Source organism: Nocardioides sp., assembly GCF_047607365.1.
GTDB lineage: Bacteria > Actinomycetota > Actinomycetes > Propionibacteriales > Nocardioidaceae > Nocardioides.
The window spans coordinates 1-12,766 of sequence record NZ_JASGDD010000243.1 but is presented as its reverse complement, the minus strand read 5'-3'; the positions used below and the strand labels follow the sequence as shown (position 1 = coordinate 12,766).

At 73.8% G+C, this 12,766-nt stretch carries 12 protein-coding genes and 1 tRNA gene; 8 read left to right on the top strand and 5 right to left on the bottom strand.

Annotated features, from left to right (window positions below; genetic code table 11):
- Nucleotides 1–79: 79 nt before the first annotated feature.
- A tRNA-Lys gene (locus QM572_RS19140) sits at nt 80–152 on the bottom strand.
- Nucleotides 153–393: 241 nt separating this feature from the next.
- Between QM572_RS19140 and QM572_RS19135 the strand changes: the two genes are divergently transcribed.
- The gene (locus tag QM572_RS19135; RefSeq protein WP_415095572.1) at nt 394–2,475 is read left to right on the top strand and encodes a hypothetical protein; all 2,082 of its coding nucleotides are present in this window, start codon (nt 394–396) and stop codon (nt 2,473–2,475) included.
- Nucleotides 2,476–2,636: 161 nt separating this feature from the next.
- Here QM572_RS19135 and QM572_RS19130 read toward each other — a convergent pair whose 3' ends face one another.
- Entirely contained in the window at nt 2,637–4,055 is a 1,419-nt protein-coding gene (locus QM572_RS19130; RefSeq protein ID WP_415095571.1) for an NAD(P)/FAD-dependent oxidoreductase, read from the bottom strand.
- Nucleotides 4,056–4,246: 191 nt separating this feature from the next.
- Here QM572_RS19130 and QM572_RS19125 point away from each other — a divergent pair, with 191 nt between their 5' ends.
- From QM572_RS19125 to QM572_RS19110, 4 genes are all read left to right on the top strand, one after another.
- Entirely contained in the window at nt 4,247–4,690 is a 444-nt protein-coding gene (locus tag QM572_RS19125; RefSeq protein ID WP_415095570.1) for an ATP-binding protein, read from the top strand.
- Nucleotides 4,691–4,834: 144 nt separating this feature from the next.
- On the top strand, nt 4,835–5,356 hold the full coding sequence (locus QM572_RS19120) for a fluoride efflux transporter FluC (protein ID WP_415095569.1): 522 nt from the start codon (nt 4,835–4,837) through the stop codon (nt 5,354–5,356).
- The gene (crcB, locus tag QM572_RS19115; RefSeq protein WP_415095568.1) at nt 5,353–5,718 is read left to right on the top strand and encodes a fluoride efflux transporter CrcB; all 366 of its coding nucleotides are present in this window, start codon (nt 5,353–5,355) and stop codon (nt 5,716–5,718) included. The genes QM572_RS19120 and crcB overlap by 4 nt, the downstream gene beginning before the upstream one ends.
- Nucleotides 5,700–5,939: a hypothetical protein gene (locus QM572_RS19110; protein ID WP_415095567.1), complete on the top strand. Its 240-nt coding sequence runs from the start codon at nt 5,700–5,702 to the stop codon at nt 5,937–5,939. Before crcB ends, QM572_RS19110 begins: the two co-directional genes overlap by 19 nt.
- On the opposite strand, the gene QM572_RS19105 is transcribed toward QM572_RS19110, so the two are convergent.
- Nucleotides 5,903–7,048, bottom strand: coding sequence for a DUF4185 domain-containing protein (locus QM572_RS19105; protein WP_415095566.1), 1,146 nt, complete (start codon nt 7,046–7,048; stop codon nt 5,903–5,905). The genes QM572_RS19110 and QM572_RS19105 overlap by 37 nt on opposite strands.
- A 24-nt stretch (nt 7,049–7,072) precedes the next feature.
- Between QM572_RS19105 and QM572_RS19100 the strand changes: the two genes are divergently transcribed.
- Genes QM572_RS19100 through QM572_RS19090 form a run of 3 tightly spaced genes read left to right on the top strand, consistent with a single transcriptional unit; the run spans nt 7,073 to nt 10,688 of the window.
- Complete coding sequence (locus QM572_RS19100; RefSeq protein ID WP_415095565.1) at nt 7,073–7,984, top strand: hypothetical protein; 912 nt, start codon at nt 7,073–7,075, stop codon at nt 7,982–7,984.
- Nucleotides 7,981–9,318, top strand: a complete 1,338-nt coding sequence (locus QM572_RS19095) for a cryptochrome/photolyase family protein (RefSeq protein WP_415095564.1) — start codon at nt 7,981–7,983, stop codon at nt 9,316–9,318. Before QM572_RS19100 ends, QM572_RS19095 begins: the two co-directional genes overlap by 4 nt.
- 17 nt (nt 9,319–9,335) lie before the next feature.
- The gene (locus QM572_RS19090; protein ID WP_415095563.1) at nt 9,336–10,688 is read left to right on the top strand and encodes a TIGR01777 family oxidoreductase; all 1,353 of its coding nucleotides are present in this window, start codon (nt 9,336–9,338) and stop codon (nt 10,686–10,688) included.
- A gap of 249 nt (nt 10,689–10,937) precedes the next feature.
- Here QM572_RS19090 and QM572_RS19085 read toward each other — a convergent pair whose 3' ends face one another.
- Nucleotides 10,938–11,762 (bottom strand): DUF1295 domain-containing protein, encoded by an 825-nt coding sequence (locus QM572_RS19085; protein WP_415095562.1) that lies wholly within the window; start codon nt 11,760–11,762, stop codon nt 10,938–10,940.
- The coding region (locus QM572_RS19080) for a class I SAM-dependent methyltransferase (protein WP_415095561.1) at nt 11,759–12,766 on the bottom strand (1,008 nt) is incomplete at its 5' end. The genes QM572_RS19080 and QM572_RS19085, both read right to left, overlap by 4 nt.

The window sequence follows — 12,766 nt, the reverse complement described above, 5'->3', positions numbered from 1 at the left end:
TCGTGAGCGCCACGGCGCCCTCCGGGGTGCCGCGGCGCTCACGACTTCGTGCCGTCGGCTGCCGGGTGGCCCGGCGCGGTAGGCCCTGTCGGGCTCGAACCGACGACCAGCGGATTAAAAGTCCGACGCTCTACCAACTGAGCTAAGGGCCCGCGACGGCCGCACGGCGTTGCCGCACGGCGCGACCGCCAAGCCTAGTGGTCATCACCGCCGGTGCGCCGAGGGCGGGGGCCGCGCTCGGAGCACGTCGGCGACCGCGCACGGGTTTCCTCATGGTCGCCGGGACGAGGCCCGCCAACCCGACGGCGGGCCGGCCGCGCGTTCACGTGACGGCGGGAACACGCGGTGACATGATGCGGTGGCGTCTAGACATCCACCACCCGGGAGAAGTTCATGAGCGACTCGGCTGACGGCCTCCTCGATCAGTGGCTCAACCACCGCGGCACCCCCGCCCCCAAGAAGGAGGCCGAGGAGGTCGGCCCGGACGCTGCCGTCGAGCCCGGGCCGGGCGACGCGGTGGAGGCGGAGACCGGGGCCGCCGACGTGGTGGAGGAGCCGGTCGTCGACGAGGTCGCCGAGGCGTCCGAGGCGTCGGAGTCCGTCGAGGAGGACGAGGCGTTCGAGCCGGTCGCGGAGGCGGCGTTCGCGACCACGCGGGCCGAGAACGACGAGGCCACCGCCATCCACTCGGCCGCCGACGCGGCGCTGGCCGGCATCACCGAGGAACTGGCCCGTCTCGCGGGCGGCGCCGCCCCGACCGCCACCCCGACCGCGCTCGTGCCCGCGGAGGCCGACGAGGGGCCTGTCGCCGAGGCCGCGGCCGGCGATCCCGAGGCGGTCGCGGAGCCCGTCGCCGAGGTCGAGGCGGAGGGGCCCGAGCCCGTCGTCGACGCCGTCCCGGAGGAGCCCGAGCCCGACGCCAGGCCCGACTCGGAGACGGTCGCCGAGGCCGTCGCGGAGGAGCCCGCCGAGGACGTCCCCGCTGAGGAGCCTCCCGTCGAGGCGGAGCCGATCGAGGCCCTCGTGGAGGAGCCTGCCGCCGAGGAGCCCGAGCCCGCTGCCGAGGAGGCTGAAGCCGTCGCGGAGGAACCCCCTGCCGAGGAGCCGGTCGCCGAGCCGGAGCCGATCGAGGCCGTCGAGGACGAGCCCGCCGCCGAGGAGGAGGCGGCCACCGAGGACGTCGAGGACGAGCCGGTCCACGAACCCGAGCCCGTCGCTGCGGAGATCGCGGTCGAGGAAACCGAAGAGACCGAGGAGACCGGGGCCGACGCGCCGGTTGCCCCCGAGCCCGAGGCCGCCGAGGAGCCGGAGCCCGCGCCCGTGCCGGCTGCCGTCGAGCCCGAGCCGGTCCCCGCGCCGAGGCCGCTGTGGGCCCCACCTGCGCGGGAGCCCCTCCCGGCACCCGAGCCGGAGCCCGAGGCCTCCGTGGACGACATCCTCGCCTCGCTGAACCTTCCCGGCCTCTCCTCCTCGACCGAGGCCCTCCTCGCGTCGCTCATCGGGCCGCCCGCCGCGGCGGCACCCGAGCCGGAGCCGGCCCCGGAGCCCTCCGTCGACCGGGTCGACACGGTGATCCAGGCCAGCGCTCCGGCGTACGGCGACAACCGCTCCCCCGCCGAGATCGCCGCCTCGCTCGGCGCCCTCGACACGACGGACGCAGCGGAGACGCCCGAGGCGCCGGAGGCTCCCGACGGGCTGGACGCGCTCGGCCTGCACGCGGTCGGCGAGGAGCCGGCCGCGTCCACCGAGACGCAGGAGACCTCGACCGAGGAGACCCCGGCCGAGGAGATCGCGGCGGAGCCTGTCGCAGCGGAGCCGGTGACGGCCGAGACCGTCGCGGACGAGACCACCGAGTCGACCACCTCCACCGAGGCCACGGCGGCGCCCGAGACCGCTGAGGTGCCCGAGACCGTCGAGGCGCCCGAAGCCGCGGAGACCGCCGAGGCCCTCGATCCGGCGGAGACCGCCGTCCTTCCCGCGGCGACCGAGTCCGCCGCGCCCGCTCCCGCTGCGGCCACGGCCGCGCCGGCCGGCGTGCCGCACGAGTTCACCTTCGCCGCGCAGACGCGCCAGAGCCGCGTGCTCGGCCTCGTCCTGCTCGGCGGCGTGGTGGTCACGGTCCTGTGCTGCTGGTGGGCCTTCTCCAGCCGCAGCGTCACGGCGATCGGCGTCGCGGCGGTGGTCGGCGTGGCGACCGCCTTCGTCTGGGCGGCGCGGACGGGCGACAGTGTGGCGCTGCTCTACATGACCGGCAGCCGGCTCTCGATCCAGCGGGCGGGCACCCGCACGCAGTTCGACCTGGCCGACCCACACACGCCGATCGAGATCGAGGGCGAGCCGGGCGACACCGACTGGCGGGTGAGCTTCCTGCGCCGTGGGATGTCGGCGGTCGTCATCAACGACACGATGGTCGACCCGGAGGAGTTCATGCGGGTGCTGCGGCACTACCGCGGGTCGGGCGACTACCGCGCCTGAGCCTCGGCGGGCCGCGATCGGCGCACCCGAGGCCCCGGACACGGCAACCCCACGAGACACCGGACCCTCCGGCCCTTCGCGGCGGATCAGAAGGGCTGGAACGTCCCGGTGTGCGCGGGAGGACGCCGCCCGGCGACCCGCACGGGGCCGCCGGGCGAGCGCTACTTGCGCGAATCGGCCTCTTCGAGCGAGAGCTCGGCGGCGGCCGCCTTGTCGACGTCACCGTCGTCCGTGGCGGGCGGGGGGACCGCGTCCCTGCTCTCGCCCTCCAGGCGCTGGATCCGCTCGAGCGCCGAGCGGGCGAAGACCTGCTGCAGCGTCGTCGTACGCTCCGAGCGGTCACGGCCGAGGAACGAGATCACCCAGCGGAAGGCCGTCGTGAGGCGGTTCTTGAAGCCGGTGATGTAGATGATGTGGACGGCGAGCCACATCAGCCAGGCGATGAAGCCGGTGAGCTCGATCTTCCCGATCTTGGCGACGGCGCGGAAGCGGCTGATGGTCGCCATCGAGCCCTTGTCGAAGTAGTGGAACGGCTTCGGCGCGGGCTTGTCGGCCAGACGCCGCCTGATCGACTTGGCGGCGTACTTCCCGCCCTGCATCGCGACCTGGGCGACGCCGGGGAGGTGGTCGAGGTTGATCATGTCGCCGACGACGAAGACCTCGGGGTGGCCGGGCAGCGTCAGGTCGGGCAGGACCGAGATCCGGCCGGCCCGGTCGAGCTCGGCGCCGGACTGCGCGGCGAGCGTCTTGCCGATCGAGGCGGCCTGGACGCCGGCGGCCCAGATCTTGGTGACGGTCTCGATGCGGGTCGTGGTGCCGTCCTTGAACCTCACGTCGAGGCCGAACTCGTCCACGTCGGTGACCATCCCGCCGAGGACCACCTCGACCCCGAGCTTCTCCAGCGCCTTCTTGGTCTTGGCGCCGAGCTTGGGGCCGAAGGGCGGCAGCACCTGGTCGGCGGCGTCCAGGAGCACGACGCGGGCCTGGGTGCTCGAGATGTTCTTGAAGTCCCGCTTGAGCGTACGCCGGGCCAGCTCGGCCAGCTGGCCGGCCAGCTCGACCCCCGTCGGCCCGGCGCCGACCACCACGAAGGTGAGCAGCGTGTCGATCGGCTCGCCCCGCTCGGCGGCGAGCTCCGCCAGCTCGAAGGCGCCGAAGATGCGGCCACGCAGCTCGAGCGCGTCGTCGATGGACTTCATGCCCGGCGCGAACTCGGCGAAGTGGTCGTTGCCGAAGTAGGACTGCCCGGCGCCGGCGGCGACGATGAGCGAGTCGTAGGGCAGCGTCGTCCTCGTGTTGAGCAGGTCGGAGGTGATCGTCCGCTTCTCCAGGTCGATCCCCGTGACCTCGCCGAGCAGGACGGTCGCGTTCTTCTGGCGGTGGAGGATCTCCCGGGTGGGCGGCGCGATCTCGCCCTGGGACAGGATCCCGGTCGCGACCTGGTAGAGCAGCGGCTGGAAGAGGTGGTGGGTGGTCCTGCCGATGACGGTGACGTCGACGTCGGCGTGCTTCAGCCCCTTGGCGGCGAAGAGCCCGCCGAAACCGGACCCGACGACGACGACCTTGTGGCGCTCTGACATCTCCTGCACCTTCCCCTCTGACGACCTGTGTCGCTTGTGAATCCATTCATTAGAACGATCCACGACCCATTCTTATGCCACAAGCGGTGGATGACGAGCACCGGGTCCGTCTGTATGGTCACATTCACCCGGGGGGATGGGACAGCCCTCTGCGGGGAATCCATCTCGGAGCAGGTGGAAAGGAGGCGGCGATGCCGTTCACCAAGCCGGCGATGACCGTCGGGCCCGGAGCACACGCGGCGCCGGACGCACGGCACTGGGTCGTCGCGGCGTTGAGACAGATCGATCGCGTCGACCTCGCCGACTGCGCGGAGCTGGCGATCAGCGAACTGGTGAGCAACGCCTTCCTCCACGGTCGCGACCCGATCACGATCCAGCTCCTCGGCTCGGCCGAGCGCCCGCGGGTCGAGGTGCACGACGGCTCGCAGGCCGCGCCCCTGCTGCCCCGCGACGCCACCATCGACGCGCTCGCCCTCAGCGGGCGCGGGCTGTCGCTGGTCAGTCGCGCCTCGCTCGCGTGGGGCGTGACCTTCGACGACGCGGGCAAGGTCGTGTGGTTCGAGCCGGCCACCGACCTCGCGGAGCGCGACGGCGCGCGGGCCGAGCTCGCCGACCGGCGTACCTCCGTCCACTGAGCCGCCTCCCGGGCAGGGCCACGCCGGCGCGGCGGGTGTCCTAGACTGAGCCCGGATGGCGGTGGGGCTCGCCGACAACCGTGACACCCGCGAGCAGCGGGTGCGCCAACAGTCCCTGTCTGACCCAGGCAGGAGTGTGTCCCCATGACCCCCGACGAGATCCGTCGCATCGAGCACGAGATGGCCGATCCGCGCCTCCCGCTCGACCCCGACGTCACCGTCGAGCCGCGGCCCTACCCCCACCCGCTGACCCTGATCCGGTCGAACGCCGACCTGCTGCCCGCGATCGCGGTCGGCGGCGTGCTCGGCAGCCTGGCGCGCTGGGGGCTCTCCGAGGCGCTGCCGCACGACCCGGGCGAGTTCCCCTGGGCGACCTGGATCGCCAACGTCAGCGGCGCGCTCCTGCTCGGCCTGCTCATGGCCTTCGTCCTCGACGTATGGGCGCACCATCGCTACACCCGCCCCTTCGTGGGCGTCGGGATCCTCGGGGGCTACACGACCTTCTCGACCTGGATGCTCGACGTCCGGAGCACCGACCAGGCCGGCGTTCCCGGCGTCGCGCTCCTCTATCTCGGCAGCACCCTCGTGGCGGGCCTCATCGCCGTGGCCGCGGGACTGGCCGTGGGCCGGCTCGTGATCGACGCCCGGCGGGACGACGCCTCATGACCGCCCTGCTCGTGGTCGCGGGCGCGCTGGTCGGCGCACCCGCCCGCTACCTCACCGACCTCGTCGTGCAGTCCCGGCACGCCTCGAAGGTCCCCTGGGGGACCTTCACCGTCAACGTGGCCGGCTGCCTCGTCCTCGGCCTCGTCGCCTCGCTCGTCGCCCACGGAGCCTGGGCGGGCTGGACCCAGACGCTCATCGGCACCGGCTTCTGCGGAGCGCTCACGACCTTCTCGACCTTCTCCTTCGAGACCCTGCGCCTGGTCGAGGGCGGCCACCTGCGTACGGCGGCGCTCAACGTCGTCGCGTCGATCGCGGCCGGCATGGCGGCCCTCGGCCTCGGCTGGTGGCTGGGCTCCCTGTGAGCCCGGCGGGCTCCAGGCGCCGCGGACGCGCCCCCTGGGGCGCGTGGCGCTTCGTCGTCACCTTCGGCGTCGTCAGCGCGCTCATGGACGTCGTCTACGAGGGCGGCCGGTCGGTCGCCCACTCGCTGACCGCGCTCGTCCTCACGTCGCTCGCGCTCCAGCTGATCTCGGGCGCGGCACTGCTCTACGGCAGGGGCACCCGCAGGAAGTGGGGGCGGTAGAGGAACGGGTCGTCCTGCACCTTGGACACGTCGGTGTTGTTCCGGCTGTAGGAGACGACGACGGTGCCCTTCCGCGGCAGCAGGTCGGGGTGGGCCAGCGGCATGTAGCGCAGCTCGCTGGCGCCCGAGGGGATGCTCGCGACCGGGTCGCTCGCGACGAACGGGCCGGTCGGCGAGGGCGCCTTCCAGATCACGAGGTCGGAGCCGACGAACTCGTCGCGCTTGCTGACGGCGTACCAGCTGCCGCCCTCGGCGAAGACGCTCAGCGTCTGCGAGACGCCCCCGACGGCGGGGATCAGGACGGCGGCCCTGGCGGCCGAGCGGCCCCAGGAGGCTCCGTTCCAGTAGCGCCATCGCGACTGGTCGAGCAGGTCGTCGATCCGCACCCGGGCGACCTGGAGCGAGTAGCCGAAGACGAGGTCCTCGCCGGGGTTCGCGGTGCCGTAGAGGTAGACCCAGTCGTCCTGGACGGCGACCGCCGCTCCCCAGGCGGGCCGGGAGCGGTCGTCGCTGTCCTTCCCGAAGTCCTCGACCTGCAGCAGCTGCGGGGTGCCGCCGGTCGGCACGATGAAGAGCGCGACCGACGGGCCGAGGTTGGAGAACGCGAAGGCGTCGCCGGGGTCGCCGTCGTCGCGCACGCGATTGGCGCTGACGCCGACGATGTCGTAGCCGGCGCGGGCGACCTTGGCGACCGACATCGGCCAGTAGCCGACGCCGTCGGAGCGGTTCGGGATGACGGCGCCGTCGTCGGCCGGCACGACGACGCTCGCGCAGGAGTCGTCGAAGACCAGCATCGAGTTCCGCACGAAGCCGCCCGCGCGGAGGGTGTCGCCGAAGACCCAGAGCCGGCGACCGTCGCTGAGCAGCACGTCCGCGCCGACGTCGGCGCCCTGGAACTCGTCGCTCCCACGCAGCGTCGTGACCAGCTCGTTGAGCCCGGCGACGTCCGTGGACGGCGTGAACGGCAGGCACTCGGTCTGGCTCGCGCGGCGGGGCGCGTCCACCGACGTGACGTCGTGGTCGGGCAGCAGCGCGACCAGCAGGAACGCCACCACGGCGATCGGCAGGACGACGAACAGCACCTGCGCGCGCCAGCCGGGTCGTCCCACCCGCACATCCTCTACGGTCGGGGGATGGTCACGGGACGCGGCGCCAGGATCAGCGCCCTCCTGCTGATCCTCGCCGCGGCCGCAGCGGCGGTGCTGGCGTGGGCGGTGCCGTCCTCCCGGCCCGTCGAGGCCCGGCTCGTCATCGTCGGGCCGGCGGTCGTCTCCACCTCGCTCGTCGAGCAGGCGGACCCGGCGGTCTTCGACGCGTGGGCGGGCACCTCGGCGTCGGCCGCGCTCGACGCCGTACGCCGGGGGCGGGCCGATGCGGCCGTCGTCATCGACCTCACCGCGGACACCGACACCCTCTACCTCTCCGACGCGTCCGGGTCGACCGGGCGCCGGGCGCTCACCGCCGCGGTCGGCGAGGTCTCCGGCTCGCTGGGTCGCGGGGTCGACGTCGAGCGGGTCCCGATCCCGCACGACCGCCGGACGCCGTACGTCGTGGTGCTGGCGGCCCTCGTGCTCGGGTTCCTCGCGGCGATCGTGGCGACGTGGCTGCGGGGGACGTTCGAGCCGACCTTCCGCGCGGGCACGGGCCGGTTCGTCGTCTTCTGCGGTGTCGGCGCGGTCGCGGGCCTCGCCTGCGCCGGGCTGGGCTGGACCGCCGTGCCCCTCGTGACGGCGCTGGTCGTCGCCGCGGCCCTGACCACGACGGCCCTCGAGGCGCTGCTCGACCTCGGCGGGATCGCGGCCTCGGGGATCCTGTTCCTCCTGGTCGCCGGACCGCTCGGCCGGTTCACCCCGACGCTGCTCGTGCCCCAGCCCTGGCACGCCGTCACGCCGTGGCTGCCGCACGGCGCCGGCCTCGCGCTGGCCGACGACATCGTGCTGTTCGGCGGCGCCGGCGCCGCCCGCGACTGGGCCGTCGTCGCCGTATGGGTCGCGCTCTCGGTGCTCACTCTCTCGGTGGCGCGCAACAGAAGGAGAAGCGGATGACCCGATCGGTGCTGTGGCTCCGCCGCGACCTGCGCCTGCGCGACCACGGTGCGCTGCTCGCCGCCGCGCGCGCCGGCGAGGTGCTGCCGGTCTTCGTCCTCGACCCCCGGCTCTACGACCGCGCCGGCGAGCCGCGGCGGCGCTTCCTGCTGGACTCGCTGCATGCCCTCGACGCCGACCTGCGCTCCTACGGCGCCCGGCTGGTGGTCCGCTCCGGCGACCCCGTCGAGGTGGTCCCTGACCTGGTGCGCGAGGTCGACGCCGATCAGGTGCACGTCAGCGCCGACTTCGGGCCCTACGGCCGGCGACGCGACGACGCGGTGCGGTCGGCGCTGGGCGAGATCCCGCTGAACGAGTCGGACTCGCCGTACGCCGTGGCGCCGGGCCGGGTCCGCACCGGCGGCGGCACGGCGTTCAAGGTGTTCGGGCCGTTCTACCGCGCCTGGCTCGAGCACGGCTGGGACGTCCCGGCGCCCTCGGACCCCGGCTCGGTGGAGTGGGTGGGCGCGCGGACCGAGCGGCTTCCCGGCAGAGGCCCCTCGGACGGGGTGGAGCTGCCGGAGGCGGGCGAGCGGGCGGCGCACGAGGCGTGGGAGGCGTTCCAGGAGCGGCTCGGCGACTACGGCCGGGACCGCGACCGGGCCGACCTCGACCGCACCTCCCACCTGTCGGCCTACCTCAAGTGGGGCGCCATCCACCCGCGCACGCTGCTCGACGGGCTCGGCCCGGACGACGAGACCTTCCGGACCGAGCTGGCATGGCGGGAGTTCTACGCCGCGGTGCTGTCGCGCTGGCCCGAGAGCGCGCGGGAGTACTTCCAGCCCAAGCTCACCCGGCTGCCGTACGTGAGCGGCGCGACGCTGCGCGCCCGGCTCGGGGCCTGGCAGGAGGGGCGCACCGGCTACCCGTTCGTCGATGCCGGGATGCGGCAGCTGCTCGCCACGGGCTGGATGCACAACCGGCTCCGCATGGTCGTCGCGTCCTTCCTGGTCAAGGACCTGGCGGTCGAGTGGACCCACGGGGCGCGGCACTTCATGGCGCACCTCGTCGACGGCGACCTCGCGAGCAACCAGCACGGGTGGCAGTGGGCGGCGGGGTCGGGCACCGATGCGGCGCCGTACTTCCGGGTCTTCAACCCGGTCACCCAGGGGAGGAAGTTCGACCCCTCGGGCGACTTCGTGCGTCGGTGGGTGCCGGAGCTGGCCGACGTCGCCGAGCGCTACGTGCACGAGCCGTGGCGCTCGCCCGACGGGCTCCCCGGCGACTATCCGGAGCCGATCGTGGACCACGCCGAGGAGCGCAGGCGCGCGCTCGCCGACTACGAGCGCCTCTGAGTGGGAAGGACCACGTCGTGACGCACACCTTCACCCAGCAGCTCGCCGCGCCCGTCGAGGAGGTCTTCGACTGGCATCGGCGGCCCGGCGCGATCGTGCGGCTGACACCGCCGTGGCAGCCCGTGACCGTCGAGCGGGAGGCGGCGTCGCTCCGCGACGGCACCGCAGTGCTGCGGCTGCCGGCAGGCCGGCGCTGGATCGCGGAGCACGATCCGTCGGCGTACGCCGAGGGACGACGCTTCGCCGACCGCCTTGCCTCCCGGCCGTTCGTCGCGCCGCTCGCGTGGCGGCACGAGCACGCCTTCGCGCCGGGCCCCGACGACCGGGGGACCGTCCTCACCGATCGGGTCGAGACGACGGCTCCCGGGTTCGTGGTCTCGCCCCTGTTCGGGTACCGGCACCGCCAGCTCGCCGGCGACCTGGCCGCGCACGCGATGGCTCGCGCGCTGCGGCCGACGCCCCTGACGGTCGCGGTGAGCGGGTCGTCGGGACTGGTCGGGACCGCGCTGTGCGCACTGCTCACCACGGGTGGGCACCGGGTGATCCGGCTCGTGCGCGGATCCGCCTCGGCGGCCGACGAGCGGCGCTGGTCGCCGGAGGACCCGGCGTCCGACCTGCTGTCGGGCGTCGACGCCGTCGTGCACCTGGCCGGGGCGAACATCGCCGGCCGGTTCACCGCGTCACATCGCGCCGCCATCCGCGACAGCCGGATCGGGCCGACCCGGCGTCTGGCCGAGGTGGCCGGCGCTGCCGGCGTGGGGGTGTTCGTGAGCGCGTCGGCGATCGGGCTCTACGGCGCGGATCGCGGGGACGAGCCGCTCACCGAGTCGAGCCCGCCGGGCGACGGCTTCCTCGCCGACGTCGTACGCGACTGGGAGGCGGCCACCACGCCCGCGGCCGCCGCGGGCGGGCGCGTCGTGACGGTGCGGACCGGGATCGTGCAGTCGCCCCGGGGCGGGGCGCTGAGGCTGCAGCGCCCGATCTTCGCCGCCGGCCTCGGCGGCCCGCTCGGCTCGGGCGAGCAGTGGCTGTCGTGGATCGGGATCGACGACCTGCTCGACGTCTACCTGCGGGCCCTGGTCGACGTCCGGCTGTCCGGTCCGGTCAACGCCGTCGCTCCGCACCCGGTGACCGGGAAGGAGTACGCCGGGGTGCTGGGCCGGACGCTCCGGCGGCCCGCCCTGCTGCCGGTCCCCCGGCTCGGTCCCGCCGTCCTGCTCGGCCGCCAGGGCGCCGACGAGGTCGCGCTCGCCTCCCAGCGCGTCGTCCCCTCGCGGCTCGGCGAGCTCGGTCACCAGTTCCGCCACCCCGACCTCGCCACCGCCCTCGCCCATCTCCTCGGCAAGGCACCCCGCCGAGTAGGACCCTAGATCTGCCGAATGGGGCCTTGCGTCGGTCGAGTAGGACCCTAGATCTGCCGAATGGGGCCTTGCGTCGGTCGAGTAGGGCCTTAGACCCGGCGAGTAGGGGCTCGGGATCCGCCGAGTGGGGGCTGCGGTCGGCACTCGGCGTACGCAGGGGCCTACTCGGCGTACGCAGGCCCCCACTCGGCGTACGCGGGCCCCCACTCGACTGATCTGAAGCCCCACTCGCCGGGTCTAAGGCCCCATTCGGCAGATCTAGGGCCCCAGTCGACGGGGCGGGAGGGGGACGAAGACCGAGGTGCGGGCGGCGTACTCGTCCCAGCCGGGGCGGCCGGCCATGCGCCTCTCCGCCAGCCGCACCCCGGAGACGGCGGTCAGGAACCACGTCATCGCGATCGGGCCGAGGGAGGTGATCAGCGCCAGCCACCAGGTCGAGGCGGTGCCGCCGGCGAGCCAGATCCCCCACCACACGCAGGCGTCGCCGAAGTAGTTCGGATGCCGCGACCACGACCACACGCCGGTCCTCAGCAGCGGCGGCCGGTCGGGATCGGCGCGATAGGCCTTGAGCTGGCGGTCGGCGGCCGACTCCATCAGGACGCCGACCAGCCACACCACGACGCCGACGGGCACCCACCACGACCACGACACGTCGGCCAGCGCGACGACGTACAGCGGCGCCGCGACGAGCAGCACGATCACGCCCTGGAGCGCGAAGACCTTGAGCACGATCTGGACGAACGGCACCTCGGTCGCCTTGCCGCCGAGCATCTCCTCGTAGCGCGGGTCGTCGTGATCGGACCCGAGGACGCGTACGACGAGGTGCGCGGTCAGCCGCACGCCCCAGACCACCACCAGCGCGGCCACCAGCCAGGGCAGCCACGACGAGCGCGGCGAGGCGTCGGAGTCCTCGCGCAGGAGGGCCGAGACCCCGACGAGCACGACGGCCAGGAGCACGAAGGCGGCGCCCCATGCGGCATCGACGATCGCGACGCGGCCCTGGCGCTTCGCCGTGATCGCGGCCGCCGTCATCACGACGGCGACCGCGGCGACACCGGCGAGGACGATGACGAGCGCGTTCACCAGGCCCGCTCCATCGGCAGGCCGTGGTCCGCGCCCGGCCGCACGGCGAGGATCTGATCGACCCCCATCCGGCCCTCGCGGAACGCGGCGCCACCGCCGACGAGGTAGAGCCGCCAGACCCGCAGCATCTCCTCGCCGACGAGCTCGCGCAGCCGGTCGGCGTTGGCCTCGAAGCGGAGGATCCACTCCTCCACCGTGCGCACGTAGTGCTCGCGCATCGCGTGCACGTCCCGCACCTCCAGGCCGGCCGACTCGATCAGCGCAACGGTCTCCCCGACGGGGCGCATGTGCATGTCGGGCGCGATGAACGACTCGATGAACGCGCCCCCGCCCGGACGGGCCCCCGAGCCGCCCGCCCGGGACATCTGCTGCACGAGGACCCGGCCGCCGGGACGCACCCGGTCGTGCAGGATCCGCGTGAAGGTCGGGTAGTTCCTCTCCCCGACGTGCTCGCCCATCTCAACCGAGACGACGGCGTCGTACGTGCCGGTGACCTCGCGGTAGTCGCACAGCCGCACCTCGGCGCGGTCCTCGAGCCCCGCGGCCTTGATCCGCTGCTCGACGAAGTCGCGCTGCTCGGCGGCGATCGTCACCCCGACCACCCGAGCGCCGAAGTGCTGCGCGGCATGCACCGTCAACGAGCCCCACCCGCAGCCGATGTCGAGCATCCGCGACCCCGGACCGAGCCCGAGCTTGGCGCAGATCAGGTCGAGCTTGGCCCGCTGCGCCTCCTCCAGCGTCGCGTCCTCGTGGGTGAAGTACGCCGAGGAGTAGGCCATCGACTCGTCCATGATGAGCGAGTAGAACTGGTTGGATAGGTCGTAGTGGTGACTGATCGCCGCCCGGTCGCGGGCCAGCGAGTGCAGCCGGCCGCTGACGACCGCCTGCGTTGCGGGCGCGGCCGGCGGACGGCCGAGGAGCTTGAGGTCGACCGCCACCCGCGCCGCGCGTACGGCGGCACGCGCCCGGTCGCGCGCGCTCGGCGTCCGGCGCCCGGCCGCGAG